General features: G+C 71.4%; 27 protein-coding genes and 1 pseudogene. 12 read left to right on the top strand and 16 right to left on the bottom strand.

All coding sequences use genetic code 11. From position 1 onward, the window contains the following. Both MHW47_RS14800 and MHW47_RS14795 read right to left on the bottom strand, forming a co-directional pair. Positions 1 to 177, bottom strand: a 177-nt coding sequence (locus tag MHW47_RS14800; protein WP_239223560.1) for a DUF6243 family protein, incomplete at its 3' end; no start/stop codon positions are given. Between the two features lie 251 nt (positions 178 to 428). Next, on the bottom strand, positions 429 to 1,811 hold the full coding sequence (locus MHW47_RS14795) for a glycine--tRNA ligase (protein WP_239223559.1): 1,383 nt from the start codon (positions 1,809 to 1,811) through the stop codon (positions 429 to 431). 146 nt (positions 1,812 to 1,957) lie between these two features. On the opposite strand from MHW47_RS14795, the gene MHW47_RS14790 reads away from it, so the two are divergent. The 4 genes from MHW47_RS14790 (at position 1,958) to MHW47_RS14775 (ending at position 5,176) form a co-directional block, all read left to right on the top strand. Beyond that, positions 1,958 to 2,932 carry a metal ABC transporter substrate-binding protein gene (locus MHW47_RS14790; RefSeq protein WP_239223558.1) on the top strand — a complete coding sequence of 325 codons (975 nt, stop codon included), beginning with the start codon at positions 1,958 to 1,960 and terminating at the stop codon, positions 2,930 to 2,932. Between the two features lie 56 nt (positions 2,933 to 2,988). Beyond that, positions 2,989 to 3,771 (top strand): metal ABC transporter ATP-binding protein, encoded by a 783-nt coding sequence (locus MHW47_RS14785; RefSeq protein WP_239223557.1) that lies wholly within the window; start codon positions 2,989 to 2,991, stop codon positions 3,769 to 3,771. A gap of 2 nt (positions 3,772 to 3,773) precedes the next feature. Continuing rightward, positions 3,774 to 4,670, top strand: coding sequence for a metal ABC transporter permease (locus MHW47_RS14780; protein ID WP_239223556.1), 897 nt, complete (start codon positions 3,774 to 3,776; stop codon positions 4,668 to 4,670). Between the two features lie 71 nt (positions 4,671 to 4,741). Further along, positions 4,742 to 5,176, top strand: a complete 435-nt coding sequence (locus tag MHW47_RS14775; protein ID WP_308381606.1) for a Fur family transcriptional regulator — start codon at positions 4,742 to 4,744, stop codon at positions 5,174 to 5,176. 60 nt (positions 5,177 to 5,236) lie between these two features. Here the strand turns inward: MHW47_RS14775 and MHW47_RS14770 are convergent, their stop codons facing one another. From MHW47_RS14770 to leuA, 4 genes are all read right to left on the bottom strand, one after another. Continuing rightward, positions 5,237 to 6,055: an isoprenyl transferase gene (locus MHW47_RS14770; RefSeq protein WP_239223554.1), complete on the bottom strand. Its 819-nt coding sequence runs from the start codon at positions 6,053 to 6,055 to the stop codon at positions 5,237 to 5,239. 21 nt (positions 6,056 to 6,076) lie between these two features. Next, entirely contained in the window at positions 6,077 to 6,823 is a 747-nt protein-coding gene (gene recO / locus MHW47_RS14765) for a DNA repair protein RecO (RefSeq protein ID WP_239223552.1), read from the bottom strand. 34 nt (positions 6,824 to 6,857) lie between these two features. After that, positions 6,858 to 7,535, bottom strand: coding sequence for a TerB family tellurite resistance protein (locus MHW47_RS14760; RefSeq protein WP_239223550.1), 678 nt, complete (start codon positions 7,533 to 7,535; stop codon positions 6,858 to 6,860). Between the two features lie 208 nt (positions 7,536 to 7,743). Beyond that, positions 7,744 to 9,531 (bottom strand): 2-isopropylmalate synthase, encoded by a 1,788-nt coding sequence (gene leuA, locus MHW47_RS14755; protein WP_239223548.1) that lies wholly within the window; start codon positions 9,529 to 9,531, stop codon positions 7,744 to 7,746. A gap of 292 nt (positions 9,532 to 9,823) precedes the next feature. Here leuA and MHW47_RS14750 point away from each other — a divergent pair, with 292 nt between their 5' ends. Both MHW47_RS14750 and MHW47_RS14745 read left to right on the top strand, forming a co-directional pair. Further along, a complete protein-coding gene (locus MHW47_RS14750; RefSeq protein ID WP_239223546.1) occupies positions 9,824 to 10,903 on the top strand; it encodes a M4 family metallopeptidase in 1,080 nt (359 codons plus the stop codon). Between the two features lie 35 nt (positions 10,904 to 10,938). Further along, positions 10,939 to 11,205: a protealysin inhibitor emfourin gene (locus tag MHW47_RS14745; protein WP_239223545.1), complete on the top strand. Its 267-nt coding sequence runs from the start codon at positions 10,939 to 10,941 to the stop codon at positions 11,203 to 11,205. A gap of 60 nt (positions 11,206 to 11,265) precedes the next feature. Here MHW47_RS14745 and era read toward each other — a convergent pair whose 3' ends face one another. From era to MHW47_RS14705, 8 genes and pseudogenes are all read right to left on the bottom strand, one after another. Beyond that, a complete protein-coding gene (era, locus tag MHW47_RS14740; protein ID WP_239223543.1) occupies positions 11,266 to 12,240 on the bottom strand; it encodes a GTPase Era in 975 nt (324 codons plus the stop codon). A gap of 70 nt (positions 12,241 to 12,310) precedes the next feature. Next, complete coding sequence (locus MHW47_RS14735; RefSeq protein ID WP_239223542.1) at positions 12,311 to 12,664, bottom strand: cytidine deaminase; 354 nt, start codon at positions 12,662 to 12,664, stop codon at positions 12,311 to 12,313. Positions 12,665 to 12,724: 60 nt separating this feature from the next. Next, positions 12,725 to 13,078 carry an MmcQ/YjbR family DNA-binding protein gene (locus tag MHW47_RS14730; RefSeq protein WP_239223541.1) on the bottom strand — a complete coding sequence of 118 codons (354 nt, stop codon included), beginning with the start codon at positions 13,076 to 13,078 and terminating at the stop codon, positions 12,725 to 12,727. Beyond that, complete coding sequence (locus MHW47_RS14725) at positions 13,075 to 14,367, bottom strand: hemolysin family protein (protein WP_239223540.1); 1,293 nt, start codon at positions 14,365 to 14,367, stop codon at positions 13,075 to 13,077. The genes MHW47_RS14730 and MHW47_RS14725 overlap by 4 nt, the downstream gene beginning before the upstream one ends. Beyond that, on the bottom strand, positions 14,364 to 14,861 hold the full coding sequence (gene ybeY, locus MHW47_RS14720) for an rRNA maturation RNase YbeY (protein ID WP_239223538.1): 498 nt from the start codon (positions 14,859 to 14,861) through the stop codon (positions 14,364 to 14,366). The genes MHW47_RS14725 and ybeY overlap by 4 nt, the downstream gene beginning before the upstream one ends. 9 nt (positions 14,862 to 14,870) lie before the next feature. Further along, positions 14,871 to 15,923, bottom strand: a complete 1,053-nt coding sequence (locus MHW47_RS14715; protein ID WP_239223537.1) for a PhoH family protein — start codon at positions 15,921 to 15,923, stop codon at positions 14,871 to 14,873. A gap of 132 nt (positions 15,924 to 16,055) precedes the next feature. Then, a pseudogene (locus tag MHW47_RS14710) lies at positions 16,056 to 16,283 on the bottom strand (sugar kinase); the annotation flags it as partial. A gap of 202 nt (positions 16,284 to 16,485) precedes the next feature. Continuing rightward, positions 16,486 to 17,286, bottom strand: a complete 801-nt coding sequence (locus MHW47_RS14705) for a class I SAM-dependent methyltransferase (RefSeq protein ID WP_374230092.1) — start codon at positions 17,284 to 17,286, stop codon at positions 16,486 to 16,488. Between the two features lie 407 nt (positions 17,287 to 17,693). On the opposite strand from MHW47_RS14705, the gene rpsA reads away from it, so the two are divergent. From rpsA to MHW47_RS14685, 4 genes are all read left to right on the top strand, one after another. Next, entirely contained in the window at positions 17,694 to 19,202 is a 1,509-nt protein-coding gene (rpsA, locus tag MHW47_RS14700; RefSeq protein WP_239223535.1) for a 30S ribosomal protein S1, read from the top strand. 165 nt (positions 19,203 to 19,367) lie between these two features. After that, on the top strand, positions 19,368 to 20,306 hold the full coding sequence (locus tag MHW47_RS14695; protein ID WP_239223534.1) for a PAC2 family protein: 939 nt from the start codon (positions 19,368 to 19,370) through the stop codon (positions 20,304 to 20,306). 87 nt (positions 20,307 to 20,393) lie between these two features. Continuing rightward, positions 20,394 to 20,996, top strand: coding sequence for a dephospho-CoA kinase (gene coaE, locus MHW47_RS14690; RefSeq protein ID WP_239223533.1), 603 nt, complete (start codon positions 20,394 to 20,396; stop codon positions 20,994 to 20,996). 71 nt (positions 20,997 to 21,067) lie between these two features. Further along, positions 21,068 to 21,445 (top strand): tetratricopeptide repeat protein, encoded by a 378-nt coding sequence (locus tag MHW47_RS14685; RefSeq protein ID WP_239223532.1) that lies wholly within the window; start codon positions 21,068 to 21,070, stop codon positions 21,443 to 21,445. Here the strand turns inward: MHW47_RS14685 and MHW47_RS14680 are convergent. Both MHW47_RS14680 and MHW47_RS14675 read right to left on the bottom strand, forming a co-directional pair. Then, positions 21,442 to 21,735 (bottom strand): DUF6343 family protein, encoded by a 294-nt coding sequence (locus MHW47_RS14680; RefSeq protein ID WP_239223531.1) that lies wholly within the window; start codon positions 21,733 to 21,735, stop codon positions 21,442 to 21,444. The genes MHW47_RS14685 and MHW47_RS14680 overlap by 4 nt on opposite strands. An 86-nt stretch (positions 21,736 to 21,821) precedes the next feature. Beyond that, positions 21,822 to 22,169 carry a hypothetical protein gene (locus tag MHW47_RS14675; protein WP_239223530.1) on the bottom strand — a complete coding sequence of 116 codons (348 nt, stop codon included), beginning with the start codon at positions 22,167 to 22,169 and terminating at the stop codon, positions 21,822 to 21,824. A 226-nt stretch (positions 22,170 to 22,395) separates the two neighbouring features. On the opposite strand from MHW47_RS14675, the gene MHW47_RS14670 reads away from it, so the two are divergent. Both MHW47_RS14670 and MHW47_RS14665 read left to right on the top strand, forming a co-directional pair. Continuing rightward, entirely contained in the window at positions 22,396 to 23,238 is an 843-nt protein-coding gene (locus MHW47_RS14670; protein ID WP_239223529.1) for a slipin family protein, read from the top strand. A gap of 104 nt (positions 23,239 to 23,342) precedes the next feature. Next, on the top strand, positions 23,343 to 23,631 hold a 289-nt coding region (locus MHW47_RS14665; protein ID WP_239223528.1), incomplete at its 3' end, for a hypothetical protein.

Genomic DNA, 23,631 nt, shown 5'->3' with positions numbered 1-23,631 from the left:
GGCCGGCTGGGCCGGGGCCGCCGCGCGCTCGCGCATCCTACGGAGCAGTTCCTGCTTCTGGTCGGCGGCGTTGCGGCGGTCCGCCTCGCCCGCCGGGCCGGCGCCCTGCGCCCCCGTGCGGGACAGCTTCTTGCGCTGTCCGCCGACGCCGAGGAGGTTGTTGCGGCTCTTGGCCATGGGGTTCTCCCGTTCCTGGTCTCAGTGAGGTCGTCGTGACCTTGGTCGATCCGGTGGGCGGCGGGTGGTCGGGCCCGCCGCGCGCTCACTCGTAGATCTGGAAGAACGTATGCATGGGCAAGACCGTACCCACCCCGTTCCCCGTCCTCACCCGGTTTTTCCGGCGCCGGGCGCGCCGTACCGCCCTCGGCGCGCGGAACCCCCGCTCCGCCACGGGGGCGGAGCGGGGGTTCCGTGCGGTGGTGCGGGTGTCAGCAGCCGATCAGCCGGGTGGCGAGGTACGCCTGGATCTGGTCCAGGGAGACGCGCTCCTGCTTCATGGTGTCGCGCTCGCGGACGGTGACCGCGTTGTCGTCCAGGGTGTCGAAGTCGACGGTGACGCAGAACGGCGTGCCGATCTCGTCCTGGCGGCGGTAGCGGCGGCCGATGGCGCCCGCGTCGTCGAACTCGATGTTCCAGTTCTGCCGGAGGTCGGCGGCGAGGCCCTTGGCCTTCGGCGAGAGCTGCGCGTTGCGGGAGAGCGGGAGGATCGCGACCTTGACCGGGGCCAGGCGCGGGTCCAGGCGCATCACGGCGCGCTTCTCCATGACGCCCTTGGCGTTCGGCGCCTCGTCCTCGTTGTAGGCGTCGAGGAGGAAGGCCAGCATCGCGCGGCCGACACCGGCCGCCGGCTCGATGACGTACGGCGTGTAGCGCTCGCCCTTCTCCTGGTCGAAGTAGGAGAGGTCCGTGCCGGACGCCTTGGAGTGGGCCGTGAGGTCGTAGTCGGTGCGGTTGGCGACGCCCTCCAGCTCACCCCACTCGCTGCCGCCGAAGCGGAAGCGGTACTCGATGTCGGCGGTGCGCTTGGAGTAGTGGGAGAGCTTCTCCTGCGGGTGCTCGAACCACCGCATGTTCTCCTCGCGCATGCCGAGGCCGGTGTACCAGTTCCAGCGCTGCTGCATCCAGTACTCCTGCCACTCCTCGTCCTCGCCCGGCTTGACGAAGAACTCCATCTCCATCTGCTCGAACTCGCGCGTGCGGAAGATGAAGTTGCCCGGAGTGATCTCGTTGCGGAAGGACTTGCCCATCTGCGCGATGCCGAACGGGGGCTTCTTGCGCGAGGTGGTCTGCACCTGGGAGAAGTTGGTGAAGATGCCCTGGGCGGTCTCGGGGCGCAGGTAGGCGACCGAGCCGGAGTCCTGGGTGGGGCCGAGGTGCGTGGAGAGCAGGCCGGAGAACTGCTTGGGCTCGGTGAAGGTGCCCTTGTTGCCGCAGTTGGGGCAGTTCAGGTCGGCCAGGCCGTTGGCCGGCGCCTTGCCGTGCTTCTCCTCGTACGCCTCCTCCAGGTGGTCCGCGCGGTAGCGCTTGTGGCAGGAGGTGCACTCGGTGAGCGGGTCGGAGAACGTGGCGACGTGGCCGGAGGCCACCCACACCTCGGGGGCCAGGATGACCGACGAGTCGATACCGACCACGTCCTCGCGGGAGGTGACCATGTAGCGCCACCACTGGCGCTTCAGGTTCTCCTTGAGCTCGACACCCAGCGGCCCGTAGTCCCAGGCGGCCTTCTGACCGCCGTAGATCTCGCTGCAGGGGTAGACGAAGCCACGGCGCTTGCTCAGGCTGACGATGGTGTCGATCTTGTCGGCGGCCACGGTGCTCTCTTCATTACGACGACGGAACGTGCGGGCTAATGGCCCAGATTACCGGCGGGCACTGCCCTTCGATCAAATCGGTACCGGTCCCGGAGGCCAACCCCGCTTGTTGACAATCGTTTCCATCTTTGTTGAAAATGACTGTCATGAACGTACGCCGCCTCATACCCGCCGCCGCCGTCACCGGCGCCGTCCTCCTCGGCCTCACCGCGTGTTCCTCCGCGGACGGCTCCGAGCACAAGGACGGCGGCCGGCTGGACGTGGTGGCGTCCTTCTATCCCATGCAGTTCCTGGCCGAGCGCATAGGCGGCGAACACGTCGAGGTCACGAGCCTCACCAAGCCCGGCGTGGAACCCCACGACCTGGAGCTCACCTACCGCCAGACGGGCCGCCTCGCCGACGCCGACCTGATCCTCTACCTCAAGGGCATCCAGCCCGCCGTCGACGAGGCCGTGAAGCTCTCCGAGGCCCCCAACACCCTCGACGCCGCGACGCTGACCACGCTGGAGGACCACGGCACGGAGGTCGGCGGCCACGACCACGGCGAGGACGAGCCCGGCCACGACGAACACGCCCACGAGCACGAGGGCGACGGAGCGGGCGCCGACCCGCACATATGGCTGGACCCGGTGCGCTACGCCGAGGTCGCCAAGGGCGTCGGCAAGAACCTGGAGAAGACCGACCCGGCGCACGCCGCGGACTACCGCAAGAACACCGACGCGCTGGTCGGGGAACTGGGCGCGCTCGACACCGCGTACCGTACCGGTCTGAAGAACACCGAGACCCGGACCTTCATCACCACCCACTCCGCCTTCGGCTACCTCGCCGAGCGCTACGGCCTCACCCAGGAGGGCATCGCCGGCATCGACCCCGAGGCCGAGCCCAGCCCCGCCCGCATCAGCGATCTGCACTCCATCGCCGAGAAGGAGAAGGTCACCACCGTCTTCTTCGAGACCCTGGCCAGCGACAAGACCGCGAAGACCGTCGCCCGCGACACCGGGCTGCGCACCGACGTCCTGGACCCGCTGGAGGGAATCACCGACGCCTCCAAGGGCGATGACTACATCGAGGTCATGAAGTCCAACCTCGCCGCCCTGCGCACGGCACTCGGCGCGAAGTGAGCGACGACCGCACCGCACCCGCCCGTTCCACCCGCGCAGCAGCACCGGAGGCGCTCATGCCCGAGCCCCGCACCCCCGACCGCGAACCCGTGATCGCCGTCCGCGACGCCACCGCCGTCCTCGGCGCGCGCCCCGTCCTGCGCGGCATCGACCTCACCGTGCGCCGGGGCGAGGTCGTCGCCCTGCTCGGCGCCAACGGCTCCGGCAAGTCCACCGCCGTCCGCTCCGTCATCGGCCAGGTCCCGCTCACCGGCGGCACCGTCGAACTCTTCGGCACCCCGCTCCGCCGCTTCCGCTCCTGGGGCCGGGTCGGCTACGTCCCGCAGCGCACCACGGCCGCCGGCGGCGTGCCCGCCACGATCCGCGAGGTCGTCTCCGCCGGGCGGCTCTCCCGCACCCGGCTCGGCATCCCCCGCCGGGCCGACCGCGCCGCCGTCGACCGCGCCATCGAGCTGGTCGGCCTCGCCGACCGGGCCAAGGACGCGGTGGACGCCCTCTCCGGCGGCCAGCACCAGCGCGTGCTCATCGCCCGCGCCCTCGCCTCCGAACCCGAACTCCTGATCATGGACGAGCCGATGGCGGGCGTGGACCTGGCCAGCCAGGAGATCCTCGCCGACACGCTGCGCGAGCAGGTCGCCGCCGGCACCACCGTGCTGCTCGTCCTGCACGAGCTGGGCCCCCTGGAGCCCCTGATCGACCGGGCCGTCGTGCTCCGCGACGGCTGCGTGCTGCACGACGGACCGCCCCCGAAGGCCGTCGGACAGCACGCCCTGCCCGGCCACGACCACGTACACCCCCACGCGGCTTCCGAGCCCGTCCGGACGGGACTGCTGAGCTGACCATGGAATTCCTCGACCCCCCCTTCATGCAGCGGGCCCTGATCGCCGCCCTGCTCGTCGGCGTGATCGCCCCCGCCGTCGGCGTCTACCTGGTGCAGCGCCGGCAGGCCCTGATGGGCGACGGCATCGGCCACATCGCGATGACCGGCGTCGGCCTCGGCTTCCTGCTCTCCACCAGCCCGGTCTGGATGGCCAGCGCCGTCGCCGTCGCGGGCGCCGTCGTCATGGAGCTGATCCGCTGGTACGGCCGCACCCGCGGCGACATCGCGCTGGCCATGCTCTTCTACGGCGGCATGGCGGGCGGTGTCCTGCTGATCAACCTCTCCGACACCGGCTCCAACGCCAACCTCACCTCGTACCTCTTCGGCTCGCTGGCGACGGTCGCCCCCGAGGACATCACCGCGATCTCGCTGCTCGCCGCGTTCGTGCTGCTGGTGACGGTCGGGCTGCGGCGGCAGCTGTTCGCGGTCAGCCAGGACGAGGAGTTCGCGCGGGTGACCGGGCTGCCGGTGCGCCTGCTGAACCTGCTGGTCGCGGTCACCGCCGCGGTCACCGTCACGGTCGCGATGCGGGTCGTCGGGCTGCTGCTGGTCAGCGCCCTGATGGTGGTCCCGGTCGCCGCCGCGCAGCAGATCACCCGGTCCTTCAAGGTGACGTTCGTGCTGGCCGTCGTCATCGGCGTCGGCGTCACCCTGTCCGGCACCATCACCTCGTACTACCAGGAGGTCCCGCCCGGCGCGACGATCGTGCTGCTGGCCATCGGCGTCTTCGTCGTCCTGACCCTGCTCGCCGGTCCGCTGGCCCGCCGCCGGGCCCGGCGCGGCGAGGCGGCGAACGCCGAGGGGTGCACCCTGGAGGTACCGGCGGCCCGCCCCTCCCCGGACGACGTCCGCGTCTGACCGCCCCCCTCGGACGGGGCCGGGCTGGCACAATGGCCCGACAGATGTACGGGCGACACGAGGAGGCTCCTGTGGCGACGGCGCCGATCAGTGGTACGAACGCGGCTCCGGTACGCGGCCGCTCGACCCGGCAGCGGGCAGCCGTCGCGGCGGCACTCGACGAGGTGGACGAGTTCCGCAGCGCCCAGGAGCTGCACGACGTCCTCAAGCACCGCGGGGACTCGGTCGGGCTGACCACGGTCTACCGCACCCTGCAGTCCCTGGCCGACGCCGGCGAGGTGGACGTCCTGCGCACCACGGAGGGCGAGTCCGTCTACCGGCGCTGCTCCACCGGCGAACACCACCACCACCTGGTCTGCCGGGTGTGCGGCAAGGCGGTCGAGGTCGAGGGCCCCGCCGTCGAGCAGTGGGCGGAGACCATCGCCGCGCAGCACGGCTTCGTCAACGTGGCGCACACGGTCGAGGTCTTCGGCACCTGCGCGGACTGCGCGAGCCGGGAGAAGTAGGCCGGGAGGAACGGGACGGGCCCGGCGGGGACACCCCCGCCGGGCCCGTCGGCCGTCCGGTCAGCTTCCGGAGGGGGCGACCTCCTCGGCCCCGCCGAACCGGCGGTCGCGCTGCGCGAACTCCAGGCAGGCGCGCCACAGGTCGCGGCGGTCGAAGTCCGGCCACAGCACGTCCTGGAAGACCATCTCCGCGTACGCGCTCTGCCAGATCAGATAGTTCGAGGTGCGCTGCTCACCGCTGGGGCGCACGAAGAGGTCCACGTCCGGCATGTCCGGGTAGTAGATGTACTTGGCGAACGTCTTCTCGTTGACCTTCGAGGGGTCGAGCCGGCCGGCGGCGACGTCCTGCGCGATGCGCTGCGCGGCGTCCGCGATCTCGGCCCGGCCGCCGTAGTTGACGCAGAAGTACAGCGTCATCCTGTCGTTGTCCTTGGTCTGCTCCTGGGCGACCTGGAGCTCCTGGACGACGGACTTCCACAGCTTGGGCATGCGGCCCACCCAGCGGATGCGGATACCCAGCTCGTCCATCTCGTCGCGGCGGCGGCGGATGACGTCCCGGTTGAAGTTCATCAGGAACCGCACCTCCTCCGGGGAGCGCTTCCAGTTCTCCGTCGAGAAGGCGTACAGCGAGAGGTTCTTGACGCCCATCTCGATGCAGCCCTTGAGCACGTCCAGGACGACGCCCTCGCCGACCTTGTGGCCCTCGGTGCGGGGCAGGCCGCGCTCCTTCGCCCAGCGGCCGTTGCCGTCCATCACGATGGCGACGTGCTTGGGCACCAGCTCCCCGGGGATCTTCGGCGGCGTGGCACCGGACGGGTGCGGCTCCGGGGTCTTGTAGTCGCGCCGGTTACGGCCGCCGAGCATCCCGCGTACTGCCATGAGCTTCTCAGTCTCCCTGTGTCACTTCTCTACGTACCGCAGTGAACGCAGCCCGCGCTCCAGGTGCCAGTGCAGATACGCGGACACCAGTCCGCTCCCCTCCCTGACATGACGCGCCTCGCACGCGTCCGCCGTCTCCCAGTCGCCGGTGAGCAGGGCGCTCAGCAGGGCGACGGCCTCCGCCGAGGGTACGACGCTGCCGGGCACCCGGCAGTCGCCGCACACCACGCCGCCCGCCGCCACGGAGAAGAAGCGGTTCGGCCCGGGCAGCCCGCAGCGCGCGCAGTCGTCGAAGCTGGGGGCGTAGCCGTTGACCGCGAGGGAGCGCAGCAGAAAGGCGTCCAGGATCAGATGCGGCGCGTGCTCGCCCCGGGCCAGTGTGCGCAGCCCGCCCACCAGGAGCAGGTACTGCTGGACGGCCGGCTCGCCCTCGTGGTCGGTGAAGCGCTCGGCGGTCTCCAGCATCGCGGTGCCCGCGGTGTAGCGCCCGTAGTCGGTGACGATCCCGCCGCCGTACGGGGCGATGGTCTCGCTCTGGGTGCACAGCGGCAGCCCGCGTCCGATCAGCTCGCTGCCGCGGGCGAAGAACTGCACGTCCACGTGGGAGAACGGCTCCAGCCGGGCCCCGAACTTGGACTTGGTGCGGCGCACCCCGCGTGCGACGGCCCGCACCCGGCCGTGGCCCCGGGTCAGCAGCGTGATGATCCGGTCGGCCTCGCCCAGCTTCTGCGTGCGCAGCACCACGCCGTCGTCCCGGAACAAGCTCATGCGTCCATTGTCCGGTACGCGGCGGGCCGCTCCGTCAGGAGGGCGTGCGGGCGGCGGCGTCGAGCAGCCGGGCGGTGTCCTCGGCGCGCAGGCGCAGCGCCCCGCCGACCGTGGTCAGCAGCTCCCGCTCGGCGGTGCTGTAGGCGCCGTCCGCGAGGGCGATCCGGGCGCCCTGGAGCAGAATCGATTCACGCCCGGTGGGGGCGAGGTGCGGGGCGAGCGGTTCCAGCGCCTCGTGCAGTTCGATGGCGAGGGCCGCGCCGCACGCCTCGGCCGCCGGGTCGAACGCCTCGCCGTGGCCGATGTCGGCGGAGAGCACCTCCACGACGGTGGTGAGCTGTTCGGCCGTGCACTCCTCGAACCCGGCGCCGCGCACCGTCTCGACGGCGGTCTCCAGCACCGGGCGGGAGGTGCTGCCGCCGGCCGCGAGGACGCCGAGGGCCACCGTGTGCACGGCGTCCCTGAGCATCGCGGAGAAGCGGGTGGTGGTGGGGTGGTCGAGCGCCTCGGGCTCGTAGTGCCGGTCGCAGGCCGCGCAGGCGACGACCGGGCCGGTGGTGCCGCGCCGCAGCAGCGGTACGCCGAGCACGGCGAAGCGCCGGCGGCCGGTGAGGCGGCGGTAGTTGCGGTCGCCGCCGCACTCGGGGCAGAAGAACTCGCCGTCGCCCACGGTGTCCCACAGCGTACGGATGCCGCAGATACGCAGCTTCATCGCGCGTTGTCCCAGGGCTGACCGCACGTCGCACACCTCCGTCGCACTCCGGCAACACTGCCGTATCGACGTGATGTTAACCACATCCGTGTGGCGCCGTCAGTACCCCGCCCGTCACAACCGGCCGGAGATGGCCGAACCCCGCCCCCCTGGAACGGGTGGGCGGGGTCCGTCGGAGCGCGTCCCGGGGGCCTCGTGGGGCGCCGGGTCAGCGGGCGGAGCGGTTGACCGCCGAGACGACGGCCTTCAGCGAGGAGCGGGTGGTGTTGGCGTCGATGCCGATGCCCCACAGCACCTTTCCGTCGATGGCGCACTCGATGTACGAGGCGGCCTGCGCGCTCGCGCCCTCGCTCATGGTGTGCTCGGTGTAGTCCAGCAGCCGGGCGTCGATGCCGATGGCCTGCAGCGCTTCGAAGAACGCGGAGATCGGTCCGTTGCCGGTGCCGGTCAGCACGGTGTCCACGCCGTCCACGGTCGCCTCGACGGTGATCGTGTCCTGCCCGTCGGAACCGGTGGTGCTCTGGCCGGAGCGGATCTGTACGCGGCCCCAGGCGTTCTCGGGGTTGGGCAGGTACTCGTCCTGGAAGACGCTCCAGATCTGGGCCGGGGTGACCTCGCCGCCCTCGGCGTCGGTCTTGGCCTGAATAATCCGGGAGAACTCGATCTGCATCCGGCGGGGCAGGTCCAGCTTGTGGTCGTTCTTGAGGACGTACGCGATGCCGCCCTTGCCGGACTGCGAGTTGACCCGGATGACCGCCTCGTAGGAGCGGCCGACGTCCTTGGGGTCGATCGGCAGGTACGGGACGGCCCACTCGATGTCGTCCACGGTCTTGCCCTGGGCGGCCGCGTCGGCCTCCATGGCGTCGAAGCCCTTCTTGATGGCGTCCTGGTGGGAGCCGGAGAAGGCGGTGTAGACCAGGTCGCCCGCGTAGGGGTGGCGCGGGTGGACCTCCATCTGGTTGCAGTACTCGCTGGTGCGGCGGATCTCGTCGATCTGCGAGAAGTCGATCTGCGGGTCGACGCCCTGCGAGAACAGGTTCATGCCCAGCGTGACCAGGTCCACGTTGCCGGTGCGCTCGCCCTGGCCGAACAGGCAGCCCTCGATCCGGTCCGCACCGGCCATCAGGGCCAGCTCGGCGGCGGCGACGGCGGTGCCCCGGTCGTTGTGCGGGTGGACGGACAGGCAGACGAACTCGCGGCGCGACAGACGGCGCGACATCCACTCGAACCGGTCCGCGTGCGTGGACGGCGTCGAACGCTCCACGGTGGCGGGCAGGTTGAGGATGATCTCGCGGCCCTCCTCGGGCTGCCACACGTCGCAGACCGCCTCGCAGACCTCCAGGGCGAAGTCCAGCTCGGTGTCGGTGAAGATCTCCGGGCTGTACTGGTAGCCGAAGACCGTCTCCTCGCCCAGGATCTTGTCGGCGTACTCCATGACCAGCCGGGTGCCGTCCACCGCGATCTGCTTGACCTCCTCCTTGGAGCCGCGGAAGACCACGCGGCGGAAGGTGGGGGCGGTCGCGTTGTACAGGTGGACGGTGGCGCGGTGGGCGCCGCGCAGCGATTCGACGGTGCGCTCGATCAGTTCCTCGCGGGCCTGCGTCAGGACGGAGATCGTCACGTCCTCGGGGATCGCGCCCTCTTCGATGATGGAGCGGACGAAGGCGAAGTCGGTCTCGCCGGAGGACGGGAAGCCGACCTCGATCTCCTTGTATCCCATGCGGACCAGCAGGTCGAACATCTCGCGCTTGCGGGCCGGCGACATGGGGTCGATCAGGGCCTGGTTGCCGTCGCGCAGGTCCGTGGAGAGCCAGCGGGGAGCCTTGGTGATCCGCTTCTCGGGCCAGGTGCGGTCGGGGATGTCCACGGCCTCGTAGCGGCCGTACTTGTGGACCGGCATCCCGGACGGCTTCTGCAGCACCGTCGCGTTGGTGATCGGCGTGGGCCGGCCGACGGCGTGCGGGGCGGGGGTCCGGGCGGGATTCACTTCGGTCATGGCGTAGGGCTCCTCGGGTACTTCTCCGGGACGGCCGACTGGGTCACTGCAGCACCAGACTCCGCGGGGAGGGGGTCGGCCTACGACTACAGGCCCTCGCCGCGGCAGCTAAGAAGAAGCAGCCCGAAACGCATGATGCTTCGAGACTAGCCGAGGGACGCCCGAGACGCGGGTGCCGTATCAGTATGCGGGACCGACCGGCCGAAACCCCCAACCATGACCAATCACTCCATTTCAGCAATCCTCGTCGCAACCAGTGACAGTGTGCTCACCGACTGCCACAGTCGGGTGCATGCATCCTTCTTCGCAGCGGGGGTTCCGCCCCGTCTTCTGCACCATCGTCCCGCCCCACGTCCTCGACAGGCTGTCCCAGTCCGACGACCCCCTCCTCGCGGACCCGGCCCGCCGCACCCTGGAGTCCGACGCGGCCCGGCGCACCCTCCGCGAGGCGGCCCCGGCCGGCCGGCGCACCGCCGCCCCGGAGCAGCCGGACGACGACGGGGACACCACCCCGAACCGCACGCTGTACGACTGCCGCCACCGCACCCGCCTGCCTGGCACTAAGGTCCGCTCCGAGGGCGAGCCGCCCACGTCCGACGCCAGCGTCAACCGCGCGTACGCGGGTCTCGGCGCCACCTTCGACCTGCTGCTCACCGCCTACGGCCGGCGGTCCATCGACGGCCAGGGGCTGCCGCTCATCGGCTCCGTCCACTACGACAGGCAGTACAACAACGCCTTCTTCGACGGCGAGCAGATGGTCTTCGGCGACGGGGACGGGGAGATCTTCCTCGACTTCACCGTCGCCATCGACGTCATCGCCCACGAACTGGCCCACGGGCTGACGCAGTACACGGCCAATCTGAGCTACTACGGCCAGTCCGGCGCGCTCAACGAGTCCGTCTCGGACGTCTTCGGCTCCCTCGTGAAGCAGTACTCGCTGGGCCAGACCGCGGCCGAGGCGGACTGGCTGATCGGCCAGGGGCTCCTGGCGCCGCGGGTCCAGGGCGTGGCGCTGCGCTCGATGAAGGCGCCGGGCACGGCGTACGACGACGACGTGCTCGGCAAGGACCCGCAGCCGGCGACGATGGACGACTACATCCACACCGGCGACGACAACGGCGGGGTCCACCTCAACTCCGGCATCCCCAACCGCGCGTTCTACCTGCTGGCGACCGCGCTCGGCGGCAGTTCCTGGGAGCGGGCGGGCCAGCTCTGGTTCGATGTGCTCACCGGTGGTGAACTGGCGGTGGACGCCGAGTTCGCGGACTTCGCCCGGCTGACCGTGGCGGCGGCCCGCAGCCGCTTCGGCGAGGGCGACGTGGTCGAGGCCGTCCTCAAGGCGTGGTCGGAGGTGGGCGTCCCGACCAGTTGACCGCCACCGACCCGTCCGCCGTGGAAGGACACCGCATGCGGATCCAGGTGAGCAGGACCGGCGGCTTCGCCGGTATCGCGCGCCACCGCGAGATCGACACCTCCGGACGGGCCGACGCCCGCGAGTGGGAGGCCCTGGCCGGCTCCGCGCTCGCGGACGGCCAGGACATCGCGCCCCGGGGCGTCCCGGACGGCTTCCACTACCGCATAACGGTGGACGGCCGCACCGTGCACTGCGCGGACCCCCGCCTGACCGACGCCCAGCGCACGCTGATCACCCGCGTCCTGAAGGAGGGCGCGTAGCCGAGGCGCGCGCCGGGCGGAGGGGCGACATCGCCTCCGGCCTCCGGTCTCGGCGGGGGGTCAGAAGCCGAGTTTGCGGAGCTGCTTCGGGTCGCGTTGCCAGTCCTTGGCGACCTTGACGTGCAGGTCGAGGAAGACGGGGGTGCCGAGCAGGGCCTCGATGTGCTTGCGGGACTTCGTGCCGACGTCCTTCAGCCGCTTGCCCTTGGGGCCGATGATGATGCCCTTCTGGCTGGGGCGCTCGATGTAGACGTTGGCGTGGATGTCCAGCAGCGGCTTGTCCGCCGGCCGGTCCTCGCGGGGCAGCATCTCCTCGACGACCACCGCGATGGAGTGCGGCAGCTCGTCGCGTACGCCTTCGAGCGCGGCCTCGCGGATCAGCTCCGCGACCATGACCATCTCGGGCTCGTCCGTCAGGTCGCCCTCGGGGTAGAGCGGCGGGCCCTCGGGCAGGAGGGGGGCGATCAGGTCGGCGAGCAGATCCACCTGCTGGTCCTTGACGGCCGAGACGGGAATGATCTCCGCCCACTCGAAGCCCAGCTCCTCGCCGAGCCGGGAGACGGCCAGCAGCTGTTCGGCGAGCTGCTTGGACTCGACCAGGTCCGTCTTGGTGATGATCGCGATCTTGGGCGTCTTCCGGATGCCCGCCAGCTCCTTGACGATGTACTTGTCGCCGGGGCCGAGCTTCTGGTCGGCGGGCAGGCAGAAGCCGATCACGTCGACCTCGGCCCAGGTGGTGCGCACGACGTCGTTGAGGCGTTCGCCGAGCAGCGTGCGCGGCTTGTGGAGGCCGGGCGTGTCCACGAGGATCAGCTGGGCGTCCGGCCGGTGCACGATGCCGCGCACGGTGTGCCGGGTCGTCTGCGGCCGGTTGGAGGTGATGGCCACCTTCCGGCCGACCAGAGCGTTCGTCAGGGTGGACTTGCCCGCGTTGGGGCGGCCCACGAAGCAGGCGAAGCCGGCCCGGTGGGGGGTGGTGTTCTCATCCGGCCGGGCAACGGCTGCAGGGTCAGGTCGAGCGCTCATGGCGCCCATTGTCCCCGATGCCGGGACCGCGGGGCACCGAGGCACCCCGGCGGCCCGCCGGGGTGCCGTCGCGGACGGGTCAGCCGGCCGTGACGCTCAGCCGCAGCTGCCCGTCCGGACCGGCCAGCAGCACGGGCGTGCCGGGGCCGCCGAGATCCCGGACGGCCGCCCGGTCCTCGTCGGACGGGGCCTGCGCCTCGGAGACGATCGCGGCCGCCTCCAGGGACTTCGCCCCGCTGGCGACCGCCATCGCGACGGCCGTCCGCAGCGCGCTGAGCTTCAGCGACTCCAGTTCCACGGTCCCCGCGACGTAGGTGCGCCCGGTCTCATCCCGGACGGCCGCGCCCTCCGGCACCCCGTTGCGGGCGCGGGCGCTGCGCGCCAGGGTGACGATCTTGCGGTCCTCGGCGCCGAGGTCGGTGGTCTCAGTCATGTGCCGAGCATACGAAGCCCGGCGCGGACCGGGGTACGCGGGAGCCCGTCCCGGCACGCCTCAGGGCCGGTCGAGGCGCAGCCGCTGCGCCCGGGGCAGCCCGGCCACCACCAGGTCGTAGCTGTCCTCGATCAGCTCGCGCAGCCGGGCGTCGGGCAGTCCGGAGACGGTGACGGTGTTCCAGTGGCGCTTGTTCATGTGCCAGCCGGGCACCACCGCCTCGTACTGCTCGCGCAGCCGCACCGCCTCGTCCGGGTCGCACTTGAGGTTGACCGTCAGGGGCCGGGCGTCCAGGGCGCTCAGCGCGAACATCTTGCCGAGCACCTTGAAGACGGACGCCTCCGGCCCGAAGGGGAACTCCTCCACGCTCGCGTTGAACCCCAGGCAGAACGCCCGCAGCTCCTGCGGAGTCATGCCGCCTCCCCCTCGTCGGGAGCCACCGGCTCCACCAGCACCGTGACGATCTTGTTCCGCCGGCCCGCCGGGGACTCCGCGGTCAGCCGCAGCCGGCGCCCGTCGGGCAGTTCCACCTCGGCCCTCGCCCCGGCGATCGGGACGCGGCCCAGGGCCTTCGCGAGGAGCCCGCCGACCGTCTCCACGTCCTCGTCGTCGTACTCGTCGAGGTCGAACAGGTCGCCGAGGTCGCCGATGTCGAGGCGGGCGGTGACCCGGAAGCAGCCGTTCTCCAGCTCCTGGACGGGCGGCAGCTCGCGGTCGTACTCGTCGGTGATCTCGCCGACGATCTCCTCCAGGATGTCCTCGATGGTGACGATGCCGGCCGTGCCGCCGTACTCGTCGATGACGACGGCGACGTGGCTGCGCTCCTGCTGCATCTCGCGCAGCAGGTCCCCGGCGTTCTTCGTGTCGGGCACGAAGGCCGCCGGGCGCATCGCGGTGGAGACCGGGTCGGCCTCCGAGTCGCGGTTGATGTGCGTCTTGCGGACCAGGTCCTTCAGGTACACGATCCCGACGATGTCGTCCTCGTTCTCGCCGGTGACCGGAATCCGGGAGAAGCCGGAGCGCAGGGCCAGGGTGAGGGCCTGACGGATCGTCTTGTAGCGCTCGATGCAGACGAGGTCGGTGCGCGGCACCATCACCTCGCGCACCAGGGTGTCGCCGAGTTCGAAGACGGAGTGCACCATGCGGCGCTCCTCGTCCTCGATCAGCGATTCCTGCTCGGCGAGGTCCACCATGGCCCGCAGCTCGGCCTCGCTGGCGAACGGGCCCTTGCGGAACCCCTTGCCGGGGGTGAGCGCGTTGCCGATGAGGATCAGCAGCTGCGGGATCGGGCCCATCACCCGGGCCAGCGGCAGCAGCACGTACGCCGAGGCGGTGGCCGTGTTCAGCGGGTGCTGGCGGCCGATGGTGCGCGGGGAGACGCCGATCGCCACGTAGGAGACGAGGACCATGACGCCGATGGCGACGGCCAGCGCCTCCCAGGTCTCCGGGAACTCCTTGAGGCAGGCGTAGGTGACGAGCACCCCGGCGGCCATCTCGCAGGCGACCCTCACCAGCAGGGCGACGTTGAGATAGCGCGTCGGGTCGGCCGCGACCTGTTCCAGCTTGGCGCTGCCGCGCCGGCCGGAGCGGACCGCCTCGGCGGCCCGGAAGCTCGACGTCCGGGCGATCCCGGCCTCGGCGCAGGCCGCGAGCCAGCCGACCACGACCAGCAGGACGACGCCGAGGATCAGGGGCAGGCTCACGAGACGGTGGGGGCGGGGGACGGGCCGGTCAGGCCCCGCTCACCGCGCCAGCCGTCCACGATGGCCGCCTGGAGGCCGAACATCTCGGCCTTCTCGTCGGGCTCCTCGTGGTCGTATCCCAGCAGGTGCAGCACGCCGTGGACGGTGAGGAGCTGGAGCTCCTCGTCCATGGAGTGACGGGTCGGGGCCTCCTCGCCCTGCCGCTTCGCGACCTCGGGGCAGAGCACGATGTCGCCGAGGAGTCCCTGCGGGGGCTCCTCGTCGTCCTTGGCCGGCGGACGCAGTTCGTCCATCGGGAAGGACATGACATCGGTCGGGCCCGGCAGGTCCATCCACTGGATGTGCAGCTGCTCCATGGCCGCGCCGTCCACCACGATCACCGAGAGTTCGGAGAGCGGGTGGATGCGCATCCGCGCGAGCGCGTAGCGGGCGATGTCGAGGATCGCCTGCTCGTCGACCTCGGTTCCGGACTCGTTGTTGACGTCGATCGACATGGTGCGCTGCTACTGCTTCCCGTTGTGGCGGCTTCGGCCCCGCGGGACGCCGCCGTCCTGCTCGCCCTTGCGGTTGTCGTACTTCTCGTACGCGTCGACGATACGGCCGACCAGCTTGTGCCGGACGACATCCTGGGAGGTGAGCCGGGAGAAGTGCACGTCGTCTATGCCGTCCAGGATCTCCTGGACCTGGCGCAGACCGCTCTTGGTGCCGGTCGGAAGGTCGACCTGGGTGATGTCACCCGTGATGACGATCTTGGAGTCGAACCCGAGCCGGGTGAGGAACATCTTCATCTGCTCGGCACTGGTGTTCTGCGCCTCGTCGAGGATGATGAAGGCGTCGTTCAGCGTGCGGCCGCGCATGTACGCGAGGGGCGCGACCTCGATCGTGCCCGCTGCCATCAGGCGCGGGATCGAGTCGGGGTCGAGCATGTCGTGCAGGGCGTCGTACAGCGGGCGCAGGTACGGGTCGATCTTGTCGAACAGGGTGCCGGGCAGGAAGCCGAGGCGTTCGCCGGCCTCGACGGCCGGGCGGGTCAGGATGATCCGGCTGACCTGCTTGGACTGGAGGGCCTGGACCGCCTTGGCCATGGCGAGGTAGGTCTTGCCGGTGCCGGCGGGGCCGATGCCGAAGACGATCGTGTGCTTGTCGATGGCGTCGACGTAGCGCTTCTGGTTGAGCGTCTTGGGGCGGATGGTGCGGCCCCGGTTGGAGAGGATGTTCTGGGTGAGCACCTCGGCCGGGGTCTCGGTGCCGTCCGCCTGGCCGTTGTCGGTGGCCTTGAGCATCGCGATCGACCGTTCCACGGCGTCCTCCGTCATCGGCTGCCCGGTGCGGAGCACGAGCACCATCTCGTCGAACAGGCGCTGGATGAGGGCGATGTCCGCCGCGTTGCCCGTCGCGCTTATGTCATTGCCCCGGACGTGGATGTCGGCCGCCGGGAACGCCGCTTCGATCACGCGCAGCAGCGAGTCGCCCGCTCCCAGGAGCATCACCATCGGGTGAGCGGCCGGGATGCTGATGTGGGCACGCGCCTGCGGCTGTGTGGGTGACTGAGTCATGGGCCGGCCCTCGGGCCTGCGCATACCTCCCGTTGCAGGGTTCTCGCTGCTCGAAAACCTCGTGTGTCTCCAGCCTACGACGCCCCGCCGACAACTCCAGAGGTTTTACCGGGCGGTACGGGGGCGGGGAGGTTACGCCCGGAACCCGATGGTGGGCACGGCCCGGCGCAGCGGCCACGGGCGGGCGGCGGTGGGCAGCAGCGCGTCCAGGAAGGCGTAGCGGCGCAGGGCGGCCGGGTCCTGGCCGTCCATGGTGCGCACCCGCTGCCACCAGGCGCCGATCTCCGCCCAGCCGGGGGCCGAGAGGGAGCCGCCGAACTCCTGGACGGAGAGGGCGGCGGTCAGCCCGGCGAGGGCGAGCGGGACGAGGGTGGTCTTGCCGGTTCCGGGGGGTGCGCACAGCACCGCGACCCCCCGGCCGTCGAGCGCGCGCCGCAGGTCGGGCACAGCGGTGCGGACGGGCAGCAGGTCGAGGGCGTCGGTGCGGATCACGCCCCCAGTCTCGTACGCCCCGCACCGCTGCGGTGCGCCCGGTGCGGCCGGGCGGCGCGCGGCCGGTGGCTCAGTCGCGTACGCAGACGAAGATCGCGGTGCCCGGGATCAGGTTGCCGCGCAGCGGGGACCAGCCGCCCCACTCCTGGTCGTTCCAGGCGGGCCATTCCGGCTCGACCAGGTCCACCAGCCGGAAGCCGCCCGCGACGACGTCCCGCACCCGGTCGCCCAGCGTGCGGTGGTGCTCCACGTACACTGCCTCGCCGTGCTCGTCCTGCTCGACGTAGGGGGTGCGGTCGAAGTAGGAGGCGGCGACCGACAGGCCCTCGGGGCCCGGCTCGTCGGGGAAGGCCCAGCGCACGGGGTGGGTCACGGAGAAGACCCAGCGGCCGCCGGGGCGCAGCACCCGGTGGACCTCGCGGAAGACCTGGACGGGGTCGGCGACGAAGGGCACGGCGCCGTAGGCGGAGCAGGCCAGGTCGAAGGAGGCGGCGCGGAAGGGCAGCCGTCCGGCGTCCGCCTCGACGAGCGGGAGGCCCTCGCCGATGCGCAGGGCGTGCTGGAGCTGGCGGTGGGAGAGGTCGAGGGCGACCGGGCGCGCGCCCCGGGCGGCCAGCCAGCGCGAGCACTGGGCCGCGCCGGCGCCGATCTCCAGGACGTCGAGTCCTTCGAGCGCGTCGGCGGGGCCCAGCAGTGCGGCCTCCGCCTCGTCCAGCCCTTCCGGGCCCCAGACGAAGCGGTCGTCGCCGAGGAAGGCGCCGTGGTCGCTCTGGTACTCGTCGGCGTTGCGGTCCCACCAGCCCCGGCTGGCCCGGCTGCTCTCCGCCGTACCGGCGCTGCGGCGGGTCGCCTCGGGTTCGGCGGCGTCCATCTCTTGGCTCATCGTGTCCGTCGTTGTAGTTTGCCTTCACCCCGTCGTACGCGGTACGTACCACGGGGCGGGTGCGGCGCGGAATCCGTGTGTCCGGAGCTGTTGGGACACGATCTGGCCTCGGTGAACCCGAGTTGTGCCGGACGTGGGGCGTTTCGCCCGTGGTGTCCGCCTTCGCGCATTGACCGTGCCCTGCTGCCCCCGTATGCTACAAGTTGCGCTGCGAGCCTGCGCTCCTCAGACCTAGCAGGCCGCGCTCGCACCTGTTGCATGTCCCTCGGTTGTCGAGGCGTCGCCCGGTCATCGGGTGGGGCGCTTCCCAGGCTGTCCGGCTTCTGCAGAGGCGATACGGGCTTTCGGCGTGGCAGTACCTACGACTCAATGTCCGTACCGGAGCCCTTTCCCACATGACGAGCAGCACCGAGACCACCGCCACCACTCCGCAGGTTGCGGTCAACGACATCGGCGACGCGGACGCGTTCCTCGCGGCGATCGACGAGACGATCAAGTACTTCAACGACGGCGACATCGTTGACGGTGTCATCGTCAAGGTTGACCGGGACGAGGTTCTCCTCGACATCGGTTACAAGACCGAAGGCGTCATCCCGAGCCGCGAGCTCTCGATCAAGCACGACGTCGACCCGAACGAGGTCGTCAAGGTCGGTGACGAGATCGAGGCCCTGGTTCTCCAGAAGGAGGACAAGGAAGGCCGCCTGATCCTCTCGAAGAAGCGCGCTCAGTACGAGCGTGCCTGGGGCACCATCGAGAAGATCAAGGAAGAGGACGGCATCGTCACCGGTACCGTCATCGAGGTCGTCAAGGGTGGTCTCATCCTCGACATCGGCCTCCGTGGCTTCCTGCCGGCGTCGCTCGTCGAGATGCGCCGCGTCCGCGACCTCCAGCCGTACGTGGGCAAGGAGCTCGAGGCCAAGATCATCGAGCTGGACAAGAACCGCAACAACGTGGTCCTGTCCCGCCGTGCCTGGCTCGAGCAGACCCAGTCCGAGGTCCGCCAGACGTTCCTCACGACCCTCCAGAAGGGTCAGGTCCGCTCCGGCGTCGTCTCCTCGATCGTCAACTTCGGTGCCTTCGTGGACCTGGGCGGCGTCGACGGTCTGGTGCACGTCTCCGAGCTGTCCTGGAAGCACATCGACCACCCCTCCGAGGTCGTCGAGGTCGGCCAGGAGGTCACCGTCGAGGTCCTCGACGTCGACATGGACCGCGAGCGCGTGTCCCTGTCGCTCAAGGCGACGCAGGAAGACCCGTGGCAGCAGTTCGCCCGCACGCACCAGATCGGGCAGGTCGTCCCCGGTAAGGTCACCAAGCTCGTTCCGTTCGGTGCGTTCGTCCGCGTGGACGAGGGCATCGAGGGCCTGGTCCACATCTCCGAGCTGGCCGAGCGCCACGTGGAGATCCCGGAGCAGGTCGTCCAGGTCAACGACGAGATCTTCGTCAAGGTCATCGACATCGACCTCGAGCGCCGTCGCATCAGCCTCTCGCTGAAGCAGGCCAACGAGGCGTTCGGCGGCGACCCGGCCTCGGTCGAGTTCGACCCGACCCTGTACGGCATGGCCGCGTCCTACGACGACCAGGGCAACTACATCTACCCCGAGGGCTTCGACCCCGAGACCAACGACTGGCTCGAGGGCTTCGAGGCTCAGCGCGAGGTCTGGGAGACCCAGTACGCCGAGGCGCAGCAGCGCTTCGAGCAGCACCAGGCCCAGGTCATCAAGTCCCGCGAGGCCGACGAGGCCGCTGCCGCCGAGGGCGCTGCCGCCTCCGCCGGCAACACGCAGGCCGCCTCGGGCGCCAGCGGTGGCTCCTACTCCTCGGAGTCCTCGGACAACTCCGGCGCCCTGGCGTCGGACGAGGCCCTGGCCGCGCTCCGCGAGAAGCTGGCGGGCGGCCAGAGCTGACGCTCCGGCCCTCCCGGCCTCGGCCGCGGTAGGTGAGTGACCGTGAGGCCCGTCCCCTTCGGGGGGCGGGCCTCACGTCTTTTCCGCCCCCGGAACCACGGGTACGGGGAATGCCGAAGATCCGCAGGACGTTGTTCCCCAGGAACACGAGGAGGAGCGGTAACCGTGCCTGATCCGCAGAGTTTGTACGAATGGGAGCCGAAGGGCCTGGCTGTCGTCGACATGGCGCTCGCCCAGGAGTCGGCCGGCCTGGTCATGCTCTACCACTTCGAGGGGTACATCGACGCGGGTGAGACCGGGGAGCAGATCGTCGACGGCCTGCTCGAATCGCTGCCGCACCAGGTGGTGGCCCGCTTCGACCACGACCGGCTGATCGACTACCGCGCCCGCCGCCCGCTGCTGACGTTCAAGCGCGACCGCTGGGCCGCGTACGAGACCCCGGCGCTGGAGGTCCGTGTCGTCCAGGACGCCACGGGCGCGCCGTTCCTGCTGCTCTCCGGGCCGGAGCCCGACGTGGAGTGGGAGCGGTTCGCCGCCGCCGTCGAGGAGGTCGTGGAGCGGCTCGGTGTCCGCCTCGCGGTCAACTTCCACGGCATCCCGATGGGCGTCCCGCACACCCGCCCCGTCGGCATCACCCCGCACGGCAACCGCACCGACCTGATGCCCGGCCACCGCAGCCCCTTCGAGGAGGCCCAGGTGCCCGGCTCCGCCGAGGCGCTCATCGAGTACCGGCTGATGGAGGCGGGCCACGACGTGCTGGGCGTCGCCGCCCACGTCCCGCACTACGTCGCCCGCTCCGCCTACCCCGACGCGGCGCTCACCGCCCTGGAGGCGATCACCGCCGCGACCGGCCTGGTGCTGCCGTCCGTCGCGCACGCCCTGCGCACCGAGGCGCACCGCACGCAGACGGAGATCGACCGCCAGATCGGCCAGGGCGACGAGGAACTGGTCTCGCTGGTCGAAGGTCTCGAGCACCAGTACGACGCGGTCGCGGGCGCCGAGACCCGCGGCAACCTGGTCGCCGAACCCGCCGACCTGCCGTCCGCCGACGAGATCGGCCGGGAGTTCGAGAAGTTCCTCGCCGAACGCGAGGGCGACGCCTGACCCGCGCCGGCGCCCCGGCCACGGGCCTCCCGTGCCCGCCGCCCCCGACCCCACCGGCCGGGGCCGGCGGGCACTAGGCTGCCGGGCATGCTGAAAGTGGGCCTGACCGGTGGCATCGGCGCCGGCAAGAGCGAAGTGTCCCGGCTGCTCGTCGGCCACGGAGCCGTCCTCATCGACGCCGACCGCATCGCGCGCGAAGTGGTCGAACCCGGCACCCCCGGCCTCGCCGCCGTCGTCCAGGAGTTCGGCACCGGCATCCTGGCCCCGGACGGCACCCTGGACCGGCCCGCGCTCGGCGCCGTGGTCTTCGCCGACCCGGACCGGCTGGCCGCGCTCAACGCGATCGTCCACCCCCTCGTCCGCGACCGCTCCGCCGAACTGGAGCAGGCCGCCGGGCCGGACTCCGTGGTCGTCCACGACGTCCCCCTCCTCACCGAGAACGGCCTGGCCCCCCTCTACGACCTGGTCGTCGTGGTGGACGCCGCCCCCGAGACCCAGCTCGACCGGCTCGTCCGGCTGCGCGGCATGACCGAGGAGGACGCCCGCGCCCGCATGGCCGCCCAGGCCACCCGCGAGCAGCGGCGCGCCATCGCCGACCTGGTCATCGACAACGACGGACCGGTCGAGGAGCTGGCGGACCGGGTCCGCGCGGTGTGGGCGGAGCTGGTCCGGCGCGCCGAGGCGGGCTGAGACCCAGGCCGCGCGGAATACGCGCGGCCGGGCGGACGTTGCCGCGGGACGGACGAGGGAAGGAAGCGACCGTGCCCGAACGGAACCCGGAGACCGACGTCATCGACTTCCGCGCGGCCGAGCAGCTGCTCGCCGCGCGCGACCCCCGGGGTGCCGTGCGGCTGCTCGACTCCGTGATCGCCGCCCACCCCGAGAACACCGCCGCCCGGCTGCTGCGCGCCCGCGCCTTCTTCGCGGCGGCGCAGCTGCGCCCGGCCGAGCTGGAATTCGAGCTGGTGCTTGAGCGGGAGCCGGACAACGCCTTCGCGCACTTCGCGCTGGCCCGCACCTTCGAGCGCTCCGGTCACCCGGAGCGGGCCGTGCGCCACTTCCGGCTGGCGGCCGCGCTCGACCCCAACCCGGAATACCTGCGCGCCGCCCGCTTCGACGACCGGGACGGCGACGCCTAGGGCGTGTTCGGTGGCGGGCCCTTGCCGCCGTCCGGCCCGTGGTCGGGCTCGTACGGCGGCACGGAGCGGCCCGGCTGGTAGTGGGGGCCCTGCCGCAGCCGGTGCACGACCACGCACAGGTCCACCAGGACCAGCGCGAGCAGCACCCCGCACACGACGGCCCAGCCGGTGCGGCCGTTCACCGCGAAGGCCGTCACTCCGAAGACGGTCCAGGCCAGGCCCCACAGACTCAGCCAGAGCCGCATCCGCAGCGGGCTCCGTGCGGTCGTCGGTTCATTGCCGGTACGCATCGCATCGCCTCACCTACCAGCATGGACCCGCGACAGACCGCGCGCAGGCGGCCTCGCCCCGCCGGTGCGGGTGCGGCGCCGGTCGGTCAGTGGACCGTGCTGAAGCTGCGCCAGGGCGGCGCGCTGCGGGCGTTCTCGTCGGAGAAGGTGGTCGCCACGTACGCCGTCCCCGGTCCGGTGCAGTCCGGCGTCGGGTACAGGATGATGTCGACCAGCGTCTCGTTGGCCACCGCCTTGGCGCCGGCCGGCGCGAGCCGGTGGCAGCCCTTGACGGAGGGGCTGTTCACCTCGATCACGGCGTCCCGCTCGGTCGTGTAGATGACCGGGCCGACCGCGGTCCGGCCCAGGCCCGAGCAGCCTGCGACGGTCAGGGTCAGCAACACGGCCTGGGCGGCGATGGCGAGCCGGCGGCGTCGGCGGTCGATCACGGGCATGGGCGGGTCCTCGTCTGTGTCGTCACCGCGCACACCGCGGTGCGCGGGCCGGGTGAACGTGCCGGTGCTGGCCACCCTGCCCGCTTCCCCGGCCCGCGGCATCCGGGAGGCGGCCGGGCGGGGGAGGGGCGTTCGACCCCGCGGCACGACCGGGCATACCGTGGGAGGAGCGCACGCAGAGGTGCGAGGCCGAGGGCCGGGGTTCTCCGGCCGGCAGGGGGCCGTCATGGTCCAGTACCTGTTGATCGCGGTGGTCGCGGCGGCGCTGGCAGGCGCCCTGTACCTGGCGGCGGCCGCGAGAATCGTCAAACAGTACGAGCGGGGCGTGGTACTCCGGCTCGGCCGGCTCCGCGACGACGTCCGGGGGCCGGGCTTCACCATGGTGGTGCCGGGCGTCGAGCGGCTGCGCAAGGTCAACATGCAGATCGTGACCATGCCCGTGCCGGCCCAGGACGGCATCACCCGCGACAACGTCACGGTCCGGGTGGACGCCGTCATCTACTTCAAGGTGGTCGACGCGGCGAGCGCCGTCGTCGAGGTCGAGGACTACCGCTTCGCGGTCTCCCAGATGGCTCAGACCTCGCTCCGTTCGATCATCGGCAAGAGCGACCTGGACGACCTCCTGTCCAACCGGGAGAAGCTCAACCAGGGCCTGGAACTGATGATCGACAGCCCGGCGGTGGGCTGGGGCGTCCAGATCGACCGGGTCGAGATCAAGGACGTCTCGCTGCCGGAGACGATGAAGCGCTCCATGGCCCGCCAGGCCGAGGCCGACCGTGAGCGCCGCGCCCGCGTCATCAACGCCGACGCCGAACTCCAGGCGTCCAGGAAGCTGGCCGAGGCGGCGTCGGAGATGTCCGCCCAGCCGGCCGCCCTCCAGTTGCGACTCCTCCAGACCGTGGTGGCGGTCGCCGCCGAGAAGAACTCCACGCTGGTGCTGCCGTTCCCGGTCGAACTGCTCCGCTTCCTGGAGCGGGCCCAGCAGAACCAGTCCCCGCCCGATCCCGCACCGCCCCCGGACCCCGGGGCGCGGCCCGCCGCCGAGGACGTTGTCAGACCCTCCGCCTAGACTCGCGCAGCAGAAGGAACGACAGCCGGGCACCCGCGCCGACCAGGCACGGAGCGCCGGCGCGCGGCCCGGCGGGCCGCGTATGACGCGAGGGGAGGGACCGGGTGGGCACCGCACCGCCGCCGCAGGACGCGGACGACAGCCACCTGCTGCGCTGCGCCGCAGTCTTCCTCCCCGGCACACCCCCGCGCCGGGGCCGCGTCGCCTTCTGGAACCCGCTGGACGGCCCGCTCCCCGCAGCACCCGCCGGCGCCCGGAGCGAGGAGATCACGGTGGTCCGGCCCTCGGACGACGCCGCCGGGGCGGACCTGCGGACCGTGCCCGCGCTGCTGCTGCCCGTCGCCGACGCCCTGCCCCTGCTCGCCCGCGCCCGCCACCAGCGCTCCGCCCATC

It is taken from the genome of Streptomyces sp. OfavH-34-F (genome assembly GCF_022347745.1).
Lineage (GTDB): Bacteria > Actinomycetota > Actinomycetes > Streptomycetales > Streptomycetaceae > Streptomyces.
Note: the sequence above shows the minus strand (reverse complement) of the source record. Positions and strands in the feature narration are given on the sequence as shown.